This window comes from Companilactobacillus sp. HBUAS56275 (assembly GCF_036913655.1).
In the GTDB taxonomy this organism is placed as follows: Bacteria; Bacillota; Bacilli; order Lactobacillales; family Lactobacillaceae; genus Companilactobacillus; species Companilactobacillus pullicola.
On the sequence record NZ_JAYKKK010000001.1, the window covers coordinates 102,733 to 119,181 of the forward strand.

The following is a 16,449-nucleotide window of genomic DNA, read 5'->3' on the forward strand; positions in this document are numbered from 1 at the left end:
GTTCGAACTATACGAGGGAGGGGTATTTATTGGCAACTGAATATCTTGAACATAAATTAAGCCTTTTGCCACCACGTCCTGGTTGTTATTTAATGAAGGATATTAATTCCAAAATTATTTACGTTGGTAAGGCTAAAAACTTACGTAATCGAGTGCGTTCTTATTTCAAAAGTTCTCATGAAGGCAAGACGGCTCGGCTAGTATCAGAGATTCGCGATTTTGAAACAATTATTACTTCCAATGATAAAGAAGCATTTTTGTTGGAAATTACTTTAATTCAAAAACATCAACCATATTACAATATTAAATTAAAACGTGGTACAGGGTACCCTTATATAAAAATTACTAATGAACGTGATCCTAAAATGGAAATCACGGGCTTGGTTAAGAAGGATGGTGCCTATTACTTTGGACCCTATCCTAATGTTTGGGCAGCGTCTAATACTTTGAACTTCTTACAAAAGGTTTATCCATTAAGAAGATGTCAAGGTAACCTGGGCCGTCCCTGTTTGTATTACCATATGGGGCAGTGTTTAGGAGCTTGTTTCCAAACCGTTCCGAAGGAAAAATATGATCAACAGATTGAAAAGATTAAAAAGTTCTTGGGCGGTAACGTTGGGGAAATTAAACACCAACTAGAAGACAGAATGGAACATGCTTCGGAAAAATTGGAATTTGAAAGAGCGGCTGAATTAAGAGATCAGATCAAATATATTGAGACAACTGTAGAGAAGCAGAAAATTATTTCTAATGATAGTACGCCTAGAGATATTTTTAATTACTATGTCGAAAAGGGTTGGATTTCAATTCAAATTTTCTTTATTCGTCAAGCTCGCTTAATGAAACGTGAAAAAAAGGTTTTTGCATGTATCAATACGCCAGAGGAAGAATTATCGACGTTTATTTTGCAATTTTATAATCGTCGTAATCAAGTCCTACCTAAAGAAATTTTGGTGCCTGATAACTTGGATAAGGATACTTTATCTCAGGTTTTGAATATTCCATTTAGGACGCCACAACGTGGTCAAAAACGTGATTTGATGGATATGGCAGCAGAGAATTCTAAATTGGTTCTACAAGAGAAATTCCGTTTGATGGAATTGGATAATCGTCAAACATATGGTGCTCAGAAACAAATTTTTGAGGCGCTTGATTTACCATACGGCCATATTATTGAATCGTTTGACCACTCACATATTCAAGGAACTAATCCCGTTTCAGCAATGGTTATGTTTAAAGACGGCCGACCTGAAAAGAGTGGTTATCGGAAGTATAAGATCAAAGGTGAAGTAGAACACCAATCTGGTGCGGATGAAGCAGCCAATACCAGAGAAGTTATTTATAGACGCTATTCACGTTTGATTAAGGATGATTCCCCATTACCTGATTTGATTTTGATGGATGGTGGTATCATTGAATTACGTGCAGTAGTGGATGTCTTGAATAACGAATTGGGAATTGACATACCAGTAGCAGGGATGGTTAAGGATGATCACCATAATACTTCACACTTAATTGTCGGCGAAGATGGGATTGAGGTACCATTAGATCGTAAGAGTCAGGGATTCTATTTGCTACAGAGAATTCAAGATGAAGTTCACCGTTTTGCCATTACTTTCCATCGTAAGACGAGAAGTAAAAATGCGTTATCTTCGCAACTTGATAATATTCAAGGTGTCGGTCCGAAAACTCGTACTAAGTTGTTAAAGAAATTTGGTTCAGTTAAGAAGATGAAAGAAGCTTCGGTTGAACAATTGACCGATCTGGGAATTCCTAAGACAACCGCACAAACGATCAAGATAACGTTAGCAAGCACAGATTTTCATAAGAAGTATCATAAAGGTTAAAGGGAGAGATTTGATGATTACATTGAAATCAGAACGAGAAATCGAAGGTATGCGTGAATCAGGTAAGATATTAGCCGGAGTCCATTTGGGCTTACGTGACTTGATCAAACCTGGTATCTCAGCTTATTCGATTGAAGAATTTGCTAATGACTATATTGTTAGCCATGGTGCAGTTCCTTCAGAAAAGGGTTTTGAGGGTTATAAATACGCTACTTGTGTCGATGTTAATGATGAGGTTGCACATGGTACACCACGTCGTGATTTAATCTTACAAGAGGGTGACTTGGTTAAGGTAGATATGACTGTTAGTTACAAGGGCTATCAAAGTGATTCTTGCTGGAGTTATGCTGTTGGTTCAGTGACTCAAGAAACATCCGATTTAATGGAAGTTACTAAGAAGTCATTGTACTTAGGGATTGCTCAAAGTATTGCTGGTAATCGTTTAGGCGATATTGGTTATGCTATTCAACACTATACAGAAGATGAACATGGCTATGGTGATGTCAGAGAACTTTGTGGACATGGTATTCAACCAACAATGCATGAACAACCAGATGTTTTACATTATGGTGAACCAGGCCGTGGATTACGTTTAAAGAATGGTATGACAATTACAATTGAACCTATGATCAATGAGGGTACATGGGAAATTGTTGATCGTTCACTAAAGGACCCTAACGACGATTGGATTTACTACGCTAGTGCTGACGGTTCTTGGTCTGCTCAATATGAACATACTTTAGCAATTACCGAAGATGGTCCTAAGATTTTGACTTCTCAGGATGCTGCAGAGGATGAAAAATATCTAAGTTGGGCTCGTAAATATTTAAAAGAACACAACCAAATGAAATAAGACGAAAAAAACAGCCCTTTGAGAGGACTGTTTTTTTCGTCTTATTTTTTGTTTGCATCACTATGATGAACGAATTCGTTAGAAGCGACACGATAATGTTTTTCTTCTTTATCACCTAAATAGGCAATACGATCATATTTCCAAGAGGTTTTAGAACCTAAGGCACGATTAGTGATAGATTCAGAATTTGAATTGACTAAACTAGTGTATTCCTTATCTTTAGTTTCAATGACACCGGATTCTACTTGATAACGGTAGACATCTTTTGCACTGACCCATTCGTTAGAAGCAACACGGTAATAAATTTTTCCATCGACCTTGATACTTTGATCGAATCTCCAGTCGGAGTGTTTTGATAACTTCTTATCGGTAATAAGTTCCATCTTGTTTTTGTCCAAGCTATATAACTTAACATGTTCTTTCATAGTACCAACAAAACCATTCATTTTGTCGGGGTTAGGATTTGGAGCTGGGTTAGGGTTTGGAGCTGGGTTAGGATTTGGAGCTGGGTTAGGATTTGGAGCTGGATTAGGGTTTGGAGCTGGATTAGGGTTTGGAGCTGGGTTAGGGTTTGGAGCTGGATTAGGGTTTGGAGCTGGTTCAGGGTCTGGTGTTGGTTCGGGAGCTGGAGTAGGTTCAGGCTCAGGAGTTGTTACTGGTGGCTTAGTATTACCATTACCTTCATCATCCTTGATCAACTCATATTTAACTTTTTCATCAGTAGTGATGGTTCCATCTTCGTTTACCTTAGCTGTTACAGTTTCTTTATCAGGTTTGTAGCCATCAATTTGGGGAACTTTAACAGTTACGGTTTCACCTTTTTTACCAGTGACATTCTTAACAGTTTGCAAGCCCAAGTTAGAGCTAATCACTACGTTGGAAGTTACAGTTGAATTTTCGTCTTCATCAGAATAGTCTTCTGATTCGTAATAAATTGAGAGATTTTGAGTACGTCCAGCCATGAACATTTCGATTATTGGATCCTCATCGTCACCAGAATAAAAGGCTAGAGCTTGTCTTAGAAAACCTTCGGTTCGTGGAACAAGTTCGCCGTCTTGTCGGTCGAAGATATACTGATGAAAGGCCTTACCAGTTCTTGAATCCAAGCCAAGTTGTGGAAAGTATGAATAACTAACGTCAGAGTGGGTTTTATTAGGATTCAATTTAGCTTTTGATGAGTCCGGCAATTTTTCGTCAATTTGTTGAGGAACTTCTGTAAAGATTTCGTTTTCAGTACTTTGTTTGGAGAAAAGTTTACCATCGAGATAAACATTGAGATTGAAGACTGCTGGTTTGGCCCGTTCTAATTTAACAGTGAATTCAGCATTATCTTTAGTGATCTTATCGGGATCAAATTCCTTTTCGAGAGGTTGTTCATTAAAATCGATATCAAGAGGATTATTGGCATTTTCGATGTTAGGTAAATTATCCAAATCGATGAATACAGCATCAAAGTGTCCTTTTAATAGATTCTCTTTATGTAATCTATATAATTTTTCGACTGTAAAGGTTGATTCATTAGAGCTAAGGTCAGACTCATGCACATGCTGATAAATTTCTTCACCAGTGTCTTTAAAAACATAATGCACATTGGCATCTCCCTTGAGTAGTTCATAAGCTATATGATCAACTTTTTGAGAGTCGTTTAGTAACGAAAGAGTTTGAGTATTCTCATTGTATTGCAATTGTAACTCATTTTTTGGAGCATCGATTCTATAAGTAAGTTCTCCTCCCCAGCTGGTTGTGATTTCTAAATAGCCGTAGAAGGTGGCACTTTTGCCATTCTTTAATTCGGTAATTTGTTCATCATCGAGATTGACATAGGTATCATCTAGCTTAGTACTGTTATCTCTTGTGGTAGAAGGGACTACAATACTTGTATCAGTGTTTAATTGATCTAGTGAGACTTTGTCACTTAATTTGACACTGTTGGCCCGAAGTTCTTGGTTATTGCTACTCTGGTCGTCAGTTGTCTCCTTATTCTGAATTACTTCAGGATTAATTGTATCAGCGTAAGCAACTGTTTGTTGCGCGATAGGGGCTGCAAATCCACCTAAAATAACGGCTGATAGTAAAATGGTTTTCATTTTCATGGTAGTAAACTCCTTGCGTTTTGTGGTAGGGAATTTTAGGCCATTTGTGACCTGCAAGTTCAAAATAATACCAGATAAATTTCGATTGTAAAGAAAAAAGCACATGGTGTCTAAACAAATGATAAAATGCTAAATTATTTAATCGAATTAATCTGTATGTCAGCAATTGCTTGCTATACAATAGGATTTCGTGAACTTCTTACTTTTTGTAAGTGGTTTCAGTATAGCAAATAAAATAGCTTTGTAAACGTTAAATAACGTGTTATATCAACAAACAATGGTAATTAAAAAAACAATTTATGAAAAACTATTTTAAACAATGAGAAGAATGTTATAAAAACTGATGAGGATGAAAAAAGAGATAAAAATTCAGTAATAGGATTAGACCACTGAATTTTTATCTCTTAAATTTTTGCTTTATCCTAAATAAAGAATAAAATTAATTAAGATAAAAATCTTAATTGAAGAAAATATCTATCTTATTACTAGATAAAACTAAGAGGTAAGTACAAATGTTATCTTGCAAAGCATCAGACAACATTAAATTAGCAATACCAAGACCTAAAATTGACGGCCCCAAGCTATTTAACTTGTTGGACAAACAACGAGAGTATTTTGAATATTATTTACCATGGTTAAAGTTAACTAAAGTGGTGAATGACGAAGTTGAATTTTTACAGATGACCAACCGCCACATGGGGACGAATGATGCATTAAATCTTGTAATTTGGTATCAAAATGAAGTTGCGGGAATGATTAGTTTTAATCATTTTGATAATTTACGGGCCAGTGCTGATATTGGTTATTGGTTGGGTAGAGAATTTCAGGGCAAGGGTATCATGACCAAAGCAGTAAAATGTTTTGTTAATTTAGGATTTGAAGACTACGGTTTAAACCGGATCATAATTCAAGCAGCAGTTGATAATGAGACTAGTAATGCAGTGGCTAAGCGGGCAGGCTTTATTTTTGAAGGAACATTACGTCAAAACGAACTGTTGGATGATGTTTTTCATGACGAAAATTTGTATAGCTTGCTTAAAAACGATTTATAGTATCAAGTCCAAATAAAAAAGATTCAACTAACTTTTATGTCAGTTGAATCTTTTTTATATCTAATAGTAGAAATCTATTTGTTTTTCTTCAATGCAGGTTTCCAAACACCATAGATAACACCAGAAATTACAGCACCGATAACAACGGCTAGTAAGTAAAGTAATGGTTTGTTAGCCAATGGTGTAACGAAGATACCACCGTGAGGAGCAGGTACGTTAACGCCCCATAGTTGTGTCAAACCACCACCAATGGCAGAACCGATAACACTTGATACGATAACGTGTAATGGATCTCCGGCAGCAAATGGAATAGCACCTTCAGTAATGAATGATAAACCTAAGATATAGTTTGAAAGACCGGCTTGTCTTTCTTGTTCAGTAAACTTGTTCTTCCAGAATGTTGTTGCAATCGCAATAGCTAGAGGAGGAACCATACCACCAACCATAACGGCAGCCATCAAAGCACCGTCTTGAGTCGCAGTAAATGTACCAATGGCAAATGTGTAAGCAGCCTTGTTGAAAGGACCACCCATATCGATGGACATCATACCACCAAGCAATGTACCTAAGATAACAGCATTGCCTGTACCCATAGATTCTAGGAAGTGAGTAATAGCAGCGTTAACAACGGCAAAGATTGGATCAACAGCAAAGTACATGATAGCTCCGGTAAAGAGCAAACCTAGTACTGGGTAAATCAAAATAGTTTTAAGACCAGCCAATGATTTTGGTAAGTTCTTGAGCCATTTCTTTAAGAAGACAACGACCCATCCAGCAATGAAACCAGCTAGAAGACCACCGATAAAGCCAGCGGGACTCTTGGAACTAACTACAGAAGCTGTAGCTTGTGATGCCATATAACCACCAACAAAACCAGGTAGTAGGGCAGGACGATCACCGATTGAAACAGCGATATAAGCAGCTAAAACAGGAATCAAGAAACTAAAAGCATAATTACCAACATTGTTAAAGAAGAGGAACCATTGTGAATGAGCACCAACGGAGTTTTCCAATAGGAAGGAAATAGCCATTAGAATACCACCACCGACAACGAATGGAAGCATATTAGAAATACCATTCATTAAATCGGCATAAATTCTTGACCAAAGGGACTTCTTTTCTTCTGTATCTTCTGTTTCTTGTGCAGCGCCACCTTCAGCGTGGAAGACAGGAGCTTTTTGTTCAACGGCTAAGTTGATCAATTCTTCAGCCTTGTTGATACCATCACTAACAGGGCGGTTAACTAAGTGCTTGCCATCAAAACGAGGCATGTCAACTTTCTTATCAGCGGCGATGATAACACCATCAGCACGTTTGATTTCATCGGCAGTTAATAAATGCTTAACACCTTCGGAACCATTAGTTTCAACTTTGATGTCAACACCCATTTTTTCAGCTTGTTCTTTTAGAGCAGCTTCAGCCATGTATGTGTGGGCAATACCAGTAGGGCAGGCTGTAACAGCAACAACATATGGTTTCTTGTCGTCAGAGTCACTAGCTTGAGCAGCAGCTGCTGCTTTAGCCTTTTGTTTCTCTTCATCAGCTTTGTCCTTGGCTTCTTTTTCCTTCATAGCCTTGTCAAATAATTCTTGAACTTCATCAGCTGTTTTGGCAGCCTTCAAATTCTTAACTAATTCAGGATTGATCAAAAGTGATGAAAGTGCTGCAAGTGCTTGTAAATGAAGATTATCGGCACCATCTGGAGCAGCAATCATAAAGAATAGGTAGGCTGGTTGGCCATCTAATGATTTATAATCAATACCCTTAGCACTCTTAGCAAACAAGACTGTGGCACGTTTAACAGCTTTATCACGAGCATGAGGCATGGCAATTCCATCACCAATACCAGTACTTGTTTGTGCTTCACGTTTTAAAATGTCTGATTTATATAATTCTTTGTCATCAATAACGCCGACTTGATAGTACTTATCAACCATTTCTTCAATGGCATCCTCTTTGGTAGTAGCTTTCAAGTCCATAATCATGGCGTCTTTTAACAATAGTTGTTTTAGATCCATTATTAAGAGTCCCCCTCAATTAAATTTCAGTAATAGAAATTTCTTTATAAACTTCGTCAATCTTGTCTTTAATAGCTATGTCTTGACTAAAGGCAGTAGCTGATCCGCAAGCAGCACCCATGTGGAAGCTTTCAATAGGATCGTTTGTTTCCATGAATGTACCAGCAAAACCAGCAATCATGGAGTCACCAGCACCAACTGAGTTGATGACAGTTCCCTTAGGAGCGTTGGCCTTGTAGGCTTTATCTTTAGTAACTAACAAAGCACCGTCTCCGGCCATTGAAACTAAAACGTGTTTAGCTCCCTTGTCCAAAAGCTTTCTAGCGTAACTAATAATTTCTTGTTCATCTTTGAAAGTAACGTTGAATAGATCAGCCAATTCATGATGATTTGGTTTTACGACTAATGGGTGCAATGGTAATGTGTCCAAAAGGGCTTGACCAGTAGTATCAATGATGAATTCAGCACCTTGCTTTTGAATCTTTTCAGCGATATCTAAATAAAAATTAGTGTTGAGATTTTTGGAAAGGCTTCCGGCCATAACAACAATGTCACCCTTACCGATTTCACTTAAATTATTCATGAAAGTAGTTTGTTCAGCATCACTGATGGAAGGACCGGCACCGTTGATCTCAGTCTCTTCATTTTGTTCAGTAGCATTGATTTTGACGTTGATACGTGTATCTTCTTTAACCTTAGTGAATGAAGTTTTGAGATTATGTTGTGAAAGTAATTCTTCAAACATTGAACCTGTGGCTCCACCAACAAAGCCAAGTGCTGTGGAATCAATATTTAACTCTTTCATAATTCTAGAAACGTTGATTCCTTTTCCTCCGGGAAGTTTAACATCACTTTGAGTGCGGTTAACTTCGCCAGTATTCAAATTCTTCAATTGCAAAACATAATCAATTGAAGGATTAACTGTAATTGTATAGATCAACTAGATTGCCTCCGTTATCTTGGTAATTTTTTTCAAAGCATTAGCTTCTTTTTCTGATAGTCTGCTTGTTATTAATGGAACCTCATCTAAAGTTGCAAAACGACTAAAACTAACTTGCGAAAACTTTGAACTATCGGATAGTACGTAAGATTGATTTGACTGCTTGATCGCCAAACTTTTAATAGCTGCTTCTTCAGGATCCGGCGTTGTATAGCCAGCATCGATAGAGAAGCCATTAGTTCCGAGAAAAGCACGATCAAAATGGTACTTCTCCAGAGTTTGAATAATGTTTGCACCAATCAACGCTTTCGTGGATGATTTTAACTTTCCCCCAGGAATAAATGTGTTCACATTATAATCAGCCAGCATTGAAGCATTATCGACACTATTGGTAATGACTAACAAGTCGTTGTGTTCTATTAAGTAAGGAATCATGAATTGAATGGTGGTTCCGGAATCTAAAAAGATAACCTCATGATTTCTAACTAAACTTGCAGCGGTCTGACCGATTAGTTTCTTTTCATTAATGTGTACAGCTGCTTTTTGAGAAAGAGCTGGTTCCTCATGTAATGAAATAACATTTTGAGCACCGCCGTGAATTCGCAATAACTTGTGACAATTCTCAAGATCTTGCAAGTCACGACGCAAGGTAGACTCAGAAGCACCCGTTAATGGAATTAAATCGTGGAGTTTGACAATATTGTGTATTTTTAGTTGTTCTAAAATAATTTGTTGTCTTTCTTCAGTAAGCACTTTCATCACCTCGCAAAAAATATAATACAACCATATTCGTTCAAAATCAATCATAAAAACTCAAAATCTTTCAAAAACTTCCAAAAGATATTAACCAATTAATAAATTTCTGGACAATCAATCATACTTCAAAGTATTATGAAGTATGTTTTTGTGCTAAAATTTAGAAATGATAATTAAGTTTAGAAAGGGGGATTTTAATGTTTGTAGATAACGTTAAAATCACCGTAAAATCTGGTAAGGGTGGAGACGGTGCAGTTGCCTTCCGCCATGAAAAGTATGTACCACTTGGTGGACCTTCAGGTGGAGACGGTGGTCGCGGAGGCGACATAATTCTAAAGGCTAATGAAGGTATGAATACTTTAATGGACTTTAGATACAAGAGAATTTTTAAAGCTCAACCTGGTCAAAATGGCCAAATTAAGGGAATGTATGGTCATAAGGCTGATCCGGTTTACATTGTCGTTCCAACAGGAACATCAATTTATGATGAAGATAGTGGAAGATTAGTTGGAGATCTAACAGAAAATAACCAAGAACTAGTCGTTGCTAAAGGTGGCGATGGTGGTCGTGGTAACATTCACTTCGCTACTTCTAAGAATCAAGCACCAGAAGTGGCCGAAAATGGTGAGCCTGGTCAAGAGAAGCATTTGAAGCTTGAGTTGAAATTGATTGCTGATGTTGGTTTGGTTGGATTCCCATCTGTTGGGAAATCTACCTTATTATCAGTAGCAACTTCAGCTAAACCTAAGATTGCTGCATATCACTTTACAACTTTATCTCCTAATTTAGGGATGGTTAAGTTGGAAAATGGGCAAGACTTTGTTATTGCTGATTTGCCTGGATTGATCGAAGGGGCATCAAATGGTGTTGGTTTAGGAATTCAATTCCTACGTCACGTTGAAAGAACGCGAGTTATCCTACACTTAGTTGATATGGATCCTAATAATGGTCGTGAACCTTATGAAGATTATTTAGCTATTCGTAAAGAACTAGGTAACTATGATAAGAATGTTTTGAAGCGTCCAGAGATCATTGTGCCAACTAAGTTGGATATTCCTGGCTCTGAAGAACGTTTAGCAGAATTTAAGGAAAAATTAGATTCAGATGTTGATATTTTCCCTATTTCAAGTATTCAACATACTGGTGTTAAGGATCTGATGAATCATACTAGTGAAGTACTATCTAAGGCAGAACCAATTCACTTTGATGTGCAAGCTGATGATTCTAAGGAATACAACTTTGAACCAGAACAGAAACAATTTACTATTGAAAAGGATGGCGAGCATAGCTTTATCGTTAAGGGTGATCGAGTTGAATTGCTTCTTCAAAGAACCAACTTGGATCATCAAGATGGAATTATGCGTTTTGCTAGACAACTGAAGTCAATGGGGATTGAAGATGCATTGATGGATGCAGGGGCTGAATCAGGAGACTCAGTTACAATTCTTGACTTTACTTTTGAATTTATTTAGGGGCTAGAAAAAAATGAATAAATCACCGAAAAGAAGATTTATTACTGGATTTGATGGACTACGTACTTTAGGGGTTATAGGTGTTATCATGTATCACTTAAATCCTAATGTTTTTTCCGGCGGATATTTGGGTGTTCCAATTTTTTTCCTAATATCAGGATACTTAATCACAGACCATTTCTTTAATACTGTTGATTATGGTGGTTCATTTTCATTAAGTAATTTTTATCTAAAAAGAATAAAAAGATTGTATCCCGGAATGCTATTTGTACTCTTAGCATCCGGTGCATACATTGTTTTGTTTTTAAAGAACTTGCTATACCATTTCGATCAGATTTTTGCGACAAATGTTTTAAATGTTTATAACTGGTGGCAAATTTTTAATGGTCAATCGTATTTTGAGCGATTTGCCAATAATGAATCACCGTTTACACATTTATGGACATTGTCAATTGAAGGTCAATTCTATATTATTTGGCCAATTCTGTTGATTTTATTTAGCAAATTCCATGTTAAAAAAGGACGTATTTTTGGTTTCTCTATGATTGTCTCTATTGCATCAGCAATCTGGATGGCAATCCTATTTAAGCCGGGCGTTGATCCAAGTAGAATTTATTACGGTACTGACACAAGACTTTTCTCTATTCTTTTAGGATGTGGACTAGCATTAGTTTGGCCTGCTGAAAAATTGAAGGAGGGTCTTAAAAAGTCTGACAAATGGAAATTAAATATTGTCGGTCTCTTGTCATTTGCCTTAATGCTACTAATGATTTTCACGATCAAGGATTCAGATCCATTCCTTTATCGTGGTGGGATGTTCATCTTCTCTGTTACAACATGTATCTTTATCGCCGTTGTAGCACATCCAGATTCTATGTGGAATGGCTTATTATCTAATAAGGTTTTCCATTATGTTGGTTCAAGAAGTTATGGACTATACCTATACCAATTCCCAGTTATGATCTTTTTTGAATCTAAATTTAAAAATATTGCAGACCATCCGATTCTATATCCGGTGATTGAAGTTATTTTAATTATCTTAGTAACTGAATTTTCATTCAGGTTCGTCGAACAACCTTTGGCTCATGCTAAGTGGAGTGATGTAAAGAACTTCTTTAGATCTTCAACAGGATTGCAACGTGTTCTAGCTTTAATTATCGCCATAATCAGTATTACTGGTTGTTATGGTGTCGTTAAGGCGGTTAGTGCACCAAATCCTAATGTTAACCACAGTCAATTAGCTAATAAGATCAATAAGAATGAAAAAGCTAATAAGAAAAAGAAACAACAAGCTATTGAGAATTTGAAAAAAGCTAAACAGAAACAAAATGCAACTGGTAAGATGTCAGCCGCTGACTATGCTAGGTATAAGAAAGCAGCTAAAGATCATCCAATTAATACTGAATTCGAGAAGTATGGTTTAACACAGATCGATTTGCAAAGATTAAAGGATGTACCATTAACTGCTGTTGGTGATTCAGTTATGGCTGATGGCTCAGATAACTTCTTGAAGCTGTTTGATGATAAGAAGGTTATCGTTGATGCGGCTGTTAGTCGTCAGTTAGTTGCAAGTCTTGATATTTTACAAGACTATAAGAGCAAGGGAGTCTTGGCACCTAATATCTTGATTGGTTTAGGGACTAATGGACCATTCAACATGCAACAGCTTGGACAGATCATGTCATTAGCTGGTTCACAACGTCATGTTTATTGGATCAATGTTCACGTACCAACAAGACCATGGGAAAATACTGTTAATGGTGTTCTTAGCCAGGCTCAGAAGAAGTATAAGAATCTAACTGTTATAGATTGGAATGGATACTCAAATGGCCATACTGATTGGTTCTACGATGATAATGTCCATCCAAATCCAGACGGTTCAATGTATTACACGTCCTTTGTGGCTAAAGAGATTTTGAAGTCATTGGACAAAAAGTAGAAAAAGAATAGGAACTCTCTTTTATGGAATTAGAATTTTTAGGAACAGGCGCTGGCGTTCCATCGAAAGGTCGAAATGTTTCAAGTACAGCTCTAAAAATGCTGGATGAGCGAAACGAAGTTTGGCTATTCGATGTCGGCGAGGCTACACAGCATCAAATTTTAAAAACCGCAATTAAACCGAGAAAAATCACAAAAATTTTTATCAGTCATTTGCATGGGGACCATATTTTTGGTTTACCTGGTTTATTATCCAGTCGTTCTAATCAAGGTGGCAATTCGCCATTGGAGATTTACGGACCAGTTGGGATCAAACTCTTTGTTGAAACTTCTTTAAAGGTCACTGGCAGTAGATTAAGTTATCCAATCAAATATATTGAATTGAAAAATGGTGGGGAAATTTTTAACGATAAAACCTTTACTGTTTATGCAGGCGAATTGAAACACCGGATAACTTGTTTTGGATATCGTGTGGTTGAAAAACCAAGAACGGGTGAATTGTTAGTGGACGAGTTACAAAAGTACAATATCCCTAACGGTCCCATCTTCGGACAATTAAAAGCCGGACAAACAGTTACTTTGGAAGACGGTACCGTTATAAACGGTAAAGACTTTATTGGGCCAGATAAGCCAAGCAAGATCGTAACGGTTATTTCTGATACTCGTTATACTCCAGAAATCGATAAGTTATCACAGGATGCAGACGTACTTGTTCATGAATCGACTTTTTCTAATGATGAAAAGAAGCTAGCATACAACTATTACCATTCCACCGCCACTCAAGCAGCGGAAGTAGCTAAAAGATGTAATGTAAAAGGATTGATTTTGACACACATTTCTGCTAGATATACTGGTAGGGGCGCTTTAATTTTACAAAGAGAAGCTCAAAGAGTCTTTAAGCATACTAAAGTGGCCAGTGATTTTGATTTGTTTGAAGTTCCATTCAAATAGAAAAGAGGATGACTATGGTTAATTTATTGAATCAAACTGTTTTGGTTACAGGAGCGTCTTCAGGAATTGGTAAGAACGTAGCTATCAACGCTGCTAAATGTGGAGCCAATTTGATTTTAGTTGCTCGTAATGAAGATAAGTTGCTACAGGTAAAGAATGAATGTATTCGTGTAGGAGCAGAGGGTGCTCAACATGAATATTTAAGTATTGATATGAGTGATTCAGAACAAATCACTGCCGGCGTGGCTAAGGCCTTTGAAATCAATGATGATATTGATGTTTTGGTCAATGCAGCTGGGTTTGGCGATTTTTCTAATTATCTAGAAACAGACTTTGATAAAATTGAAAAAATGTTTCGTGTGAACGTTTTAGGCTTAATGTTGATGACTAGATTAGTTGCCAGCAAGATGATCGATAACGGTCGTGGACATATCTTTAATGTTGGTTCTATGGCTGGTAAGATCACAACACCTAAATCTGCAGCTTATGCAGCTACTAAAGCAGCTGTAATCGCATTTTCAGACGGTCTAAGGCTTGAATTGAAGCCACTAGGTGTATTTGTTACTACTATCAATCCAGGACCTGTAGAGACCAATTTCTTCTCTGTAGCAGATCATAACGGAAATTATCTTGACTCAGTAAAGAGTTTTGTTATTGATCCAAATAGATTGGCCTGGGAAATAGTTAATACGTTTAATAAAAATAAACGTGAAATCAATCGTCCTCGTTTTATGGAATTGGCAGCGGTACTTTATAAAATAGCACCAAGTTTAGGGGATTATTTTGCTTCAACACTTGGAAATCGTAAATAGAGGGTTAAAAAATGAATAGTAATAATGGTAAACAATCAAGATTTGTTATTGGATTAGTCATAGCTTTGATCGTGGTAATCTTTGCTGTTTTGAATGTAGATCCAGTCACTGTTAGTTTTGGTTTTACAAGAGTGAAGTTGCCATTAATTATTTTAATTATCGTTTCTTTACTTCTAGGGGCAGTGATCACATTGCTTTTGGCTAATACAGGTAACAAGAAAGAAAATAAACTTAATCGTCATGCTCAAAAGCAAATTTCTAATGTAAAAGTCTCACATGACAACCAAATTGCGGACGCTTTAAAGGAAAATAATGCAAAAAAGCAAACAAAATAGGATTTTTGCTTGCTCTAATGTTTTTATGATAGTATTATATTAAACGTTAGATTTGATTAAGTAATATAAATAAAGGAGTTTTTAAATATGGCAGTTCCAAAGAGAAAATCATCAAAACAAAGAAAACGTCAAAGACGTGCACATATTAAATTGAACACACCAAACATGCAATTCGACGTTGCTACTGGTGAATATCGTTTAAGTCATCACGTTTCACCATCAGGTATGTACAAGGGTGAAAAAGTTATCAGTGATAACAAAGAAGCTTAATTAAAAGTCAAGTCAATTGGTCTTGGCTTTTTTTTAATATTTTAATTTGGATGGGGAAACAACTATGAAAAAATTGAAGTATTTATTGTTGTTGGTTATTCCGCTATTCTTTTCAATGCTCTCAGGGTGTTCAAAATTAAGTTTATCAACGACTAAGAAGTCATATAGCGCGGATGGTTTAGTTGCTGTGGTCAAAGGTAAGGCTGATAATTATAAGAAGCTAACCTATACGGTTAATGGCGAAACCAAGAAAGTAGCTGTAGACGGTGGACATTTTGCTATCTCTGTACCTGTTTCAGAAAATGATCAGAATGTAAGGATCAAGGCTGTTAACGGTAATAAAACGGAGACTAAGCTAGTTAAAGTAAAAAAAGCTAAGGCACTTGAAGATTACCTGACTTTTGCGCAATCGTATAACTATACGTTGCTTTCATTAGGACAACAAAATGATCAATTACAATTAATTTCTAAAAATGGAATAATGACACATGAGAAGAATGATGGAACAAAGTGGTATTATAACGTTCAAAATAATCGGTTGATGGGAATTGCTACTAAGCTTTCCTACAAGGAGCTTAAATCCAAGACTGGTCAAAAGAACTTTGCCACTGACCTGATGATTATTTCCAAACTATTAGGAGCTGACGGTAAAAAGGTTTTAAAGGATTTTGCTAAGCAGACTAAGAATGCTGATAAAAATTCTACAAAGACCTCAATGGACCAGATTACTTCTAAGGGAGTTAATTATAATATTAATTTGACGACTAAAGATTTTTATATGTACATTACTAAGTATTAAAAAATAAAGAACCCAGTAACTCTTGAAGTTATCGGGTTCTTTATTTTTGTTGATTATTAATTTTTGCAATAAAAAAAGCGCCCAAATTAATTAGGCGTTCTTTTCGGTCTTCGTATCTTTAACAGAACTGTCTAGAATCAATGGAATTACACTGAAGATGACAGCGAATATTATACTAACAATGATAGAATAATTTGTATTGTAAGTTTGTTGGTTTAGGGCACCACCGATAAATCCGGCAACTTGTCCTAACATGATTGACCAGAAAATTATAGCAACATATCTCATTTCTTCCATCTCGCTTTCTCAAGTA

Annotated in this window: 15 protein-coding genes; 10 read left to right on the forward strand and 5 right to left on the reverse strand. The window is 36.5% G+C overall.

Translation table 11 applies throughout. The annotated features are described in order from the left end of the window. The first annotated feature begins 29 nt into the window (after window positions 1-29). Complete coding sequence (uvrC, locus tag U8526_RS00510) at window positions 30-1,847, forward strand: excinuclease ABC subunit UvrC (RefSeq protein WP_334340006.1); 1,818 nt, start codon at window positions 30-32, stop codon at window positions 1,845-1,847. A 13-nt stretch (window positions 1,848-1,860) separates the two neighbouring features. Then, window positions 1,861-2,700 carry a type I methionyl aminopeptidase gene (gene map / locus U8526_RS00515; protein WP_334340007.1) on the forward strand — a complete coding sequence of 280 codons (840 nt, stop codon included), beginning with the start codon at window positions 1,861-1,863 and terminating at the stop codon, window positions 2,698-2,700. 41 nt (window positions 2,701-2,741) lie between these two features. On the opposite strand, the gene U8526_RS00520 is transcribed toward map, so the two are convergent. After that, window positions 2,742-4,793, reverse strand: coding sequence for a hypothetical protein (locus U8526_RS00520; protein ID WP_334340008.1), 2,052 nt, complete (start codon window positions 4,791-4,793; stop codon window positions 2,742-2,744). Between the two features lie 512 nt (window positions 4,794-5,305). Between U8526_RS00520 and U8526_RS00525 the strand changes: the two genes are divergently transcribed. Continuing rightward, window positions 5,306-5,845 carry a GNAT family N-acetyltransferase gene (locus U8526_RS00525; RefSeq protein WP_334340009.1) on the forward strand — a complete coding sequence of 180 codons (540 nt, stop codon included), beginning with the start codon at window positions 5,306-5,308 and terminating at the stop codon, window positions 5,843-5,845. A gap of 74 nt (window positions 5,846-5,919) precedes the next feature. On the opposite strand, the gene U8526_RS00530 is transcribed toward U8526_RS00525, so the two are convergent. Genes U8526_RS00530 through U8526_RS00540 form a run of 3 tightly spaced genes read right to left on the reverse strand, consistent with a single transcriptional unit; the run spans window position 5,920 to window position 9,562 of the window. Further along, complete coding sequence (locus tag U8526_RS00530) at window positions 5,920-7,863, reverse strand: PTS fructose transporter subunit IIABC (RefSeq protein WP_334340010.1); 1,944 nt, start codon at window positions 7,861-7,863, stop codon at window positions 5,920-5,922. Window positions 7,864-7,882: 19 nt separating this feature from the next. Beyond that, a complete protein-coding gene (pfkB, locus tag U8526_RS00535) occupies window positions 7,883-8,803 on the reverse strand; it encodes a 1-phosphofructokinase (protein ID WP_334340011.1) in 921 nt (306 codons plus the stop codon). Beyond that, on the reverse strand, window positions 8,804-9,562 hold the full coding sequence (locus U8526_RS00540; RefSeq protein WP_334340012.1) for a DeoR/GlpR family DNA-binding transcription regulator: 759 nt from the start codon (window positions 9,560-9,562) through the stop codon (window positions 8,804-8,806). It lies immediately after the preceding gene. A gap of 188 nt (window positions 9,563-9,750) precedes the next feature. Between U8526_RS00540 and obgE the strand changes: the two genes are divergently transcribed. The 7 genes from obgE (at window position 9,751) to U8526_RS00575 (ending at window position 16,136) form a co-directional block, all read left to right on the forward strand. Further along, window positions 9,751-11,031: a GTPase ObgE gene (gene obgE, locus U8526_RS00545; protein WP_334340607.1), complete on the forward strand. Its 1,281-nt coding sequence runs from the start codon at window positions 9,751-9,753 to the stop codon at window positions 11,029-11,031. Between the two features lie 13 nt (window positions 11,032-11,044). Next, a complete protein-coding gene (locus U8526_RS00550) occupies window positions 11,045-12,970 on the forward strand; it encodes an acyltransferase family protein (RefSeq protein ID WP_334340013.1) in 1,926 nt (641 codons plus the stop codon). A 23-nt stretch (window positions 12,971-12,993) separates the two neighbouring features. Continuing rightward, window positions 12,994-13,920, forward strand: a complete 927-nt coding sequence (rnz, locus tag U8526_RS00555) for a ribonuclease Z (RefSeq protein WP_334340014.1) — start codon at window positions 12,994-12,996, stop codon at window positions 13,918-13,920. A 14-nt stretch (window positions 13,921-13,934) separates the two neighbouring features. After that, window positions 13,935-14,732 carry an SDR family NAD(P)-dependent oxidoreductase gene (locus tag U8526_RS00560; protein ID WP_334340015.1) on the forward strand — a complete coding sequence of 266 codons (798 nt, stop codon included), beginning with the start codon at window positions 13,935-13,937 and terminating at the stop codon, window positions 14,730-14,732. A gap of 11 nt (window positions 14,733-14,743) precedes the next feature. Further along, on the forward strand, window positions 14,744-15,067 hold the full coding sequence (locus U8526_RS00565; RefSeq protein ID WP_334340016.1) for a lipopolysaccharide assembly protein LapA domain-containing protein: 324 nt from the start codon (window positions 14,744-14,746) through the stop codon (window positions 15,065-15,067). An 87-nt stretch (window positions 15,068-15,154) separates the two neighbouring features. Next, complete coding sequence (rpmF, locus tag U8526_RS00570; protein ID WP_025085314.1) at window positions 15,155-15,337, forward strand: 50S ribosomal protein L32; 183 nt, start codon at window positions 15,155-15,157, stop codon at window positions 15,335-15,337. A 64-nt stretch (window positions 15,338-15,401) separates the two neighbouring features. Next, window positions 15,402-16,136 (forward strand): hypothetical protein, encoded by a 735-nt coding sequence (locus tag U8526_RS00575; RefSeq protein WP_334340018.1) that lies wholly within the window; start codon window positions 15,402-15,404, stop codon window positions 16,134-16,136. Window positions 16,137-16,226: 90 nt separating this feature from the next. Here U8526_RS00575 and U8526_RS00580 read toward each other — a convergent pair whose 3' ends face one another. Further along, the gene (locus U8526_RS00580) at window positions 16,227-16,424 is read right to left on the reverse strand and encodes a YjzD family protein (protein ID WP_334340019.1); all 198 of its coding nucleotides are present in this window, start codon (window positions 16,422-16,424) and stop codon (window positions 16,227-16,229) included. Window positions 16,425-16,449: the final 25 nt, after the last annotated feature.

Coding starts and splice junctions, on each gene's coding strand:
- U8526_RS00540 (WP_334340012.1), bottom strand. CDS start 9,562: ATGAAAGTGCTTACTGAAGAAAGACAACAAATTATTTTAGAACAACTA.
- map (WP_334340007.1), top strand. CDS start 1,861: ATGATTACATTGAAATCAGAACGAGAAATCGAAGGTATGCGTGAATCA.
- U8526_RS00550 (WP_334340013.1), top strand. CDS start 11,045: ATGAATAAATCACCGAAAAGAAGATTTATTACTGGATTTGATGGACTA.
- U8526_RS00520 (WP_334340008.1), bottom strand. CDS start 4,793: ATGAAAATGAAAACCATTTTACTATCAGCCGTTATTTTAGGTGGATTT.
- U8526_RS00580 (WP_334340019.1), bottom strand. CDS start 16,424: ATGAGATATGTTGCTATAATTTTCTGGTCAATCATGTTAGGACAAGTT.
- U8526_RS00575 (WP_334340018.1), top strand. CDS start 15,402: ATGAAAAAATTGAAGTATTTATTGTTGTTGGTTATTCCGCTATTCTTT.
- U8526_RS00530 (WP_334340010.1), bottom strand. CDS start 7,863: ATGGATCTAAAACAACTATTGTTAAAAGACGCCATGATTATGGACTTG.
- rpmF (WP_025085314.1), top strand. CDS start 15,155: ATGGCAGTTCCAAAGAGAAAATCATCAAAACAAAGAAAACGTCAAAGA.
- U8526_RS00565 (WP_334340016.1), top strand. CDS start 14,744: ATGAATAGTAATAATGGTAAACAATCAAGATTTGTTATTGGATTAGTC.
- U8526_RS00560 (WP_334340015.1), top strand. CDS start 13,935: ATGGTTAATTTATTGAATCAAACTGTTTTGGTTACAGGAGCGTCTTCA.
- rnz (WP_334340014.1), top strand. CDS start 12,994: ATGGAATTAGAATTTTTAGGAACAGGCGCTGGCGTTCCATCGAAAGGT.
- U8526_RS00525 (WP_334340009.1), top strand. CDS start 5,306: ATGTTATCTTGCAAAGCATCAGACAACATTAAATTAGCAATACCAAGA.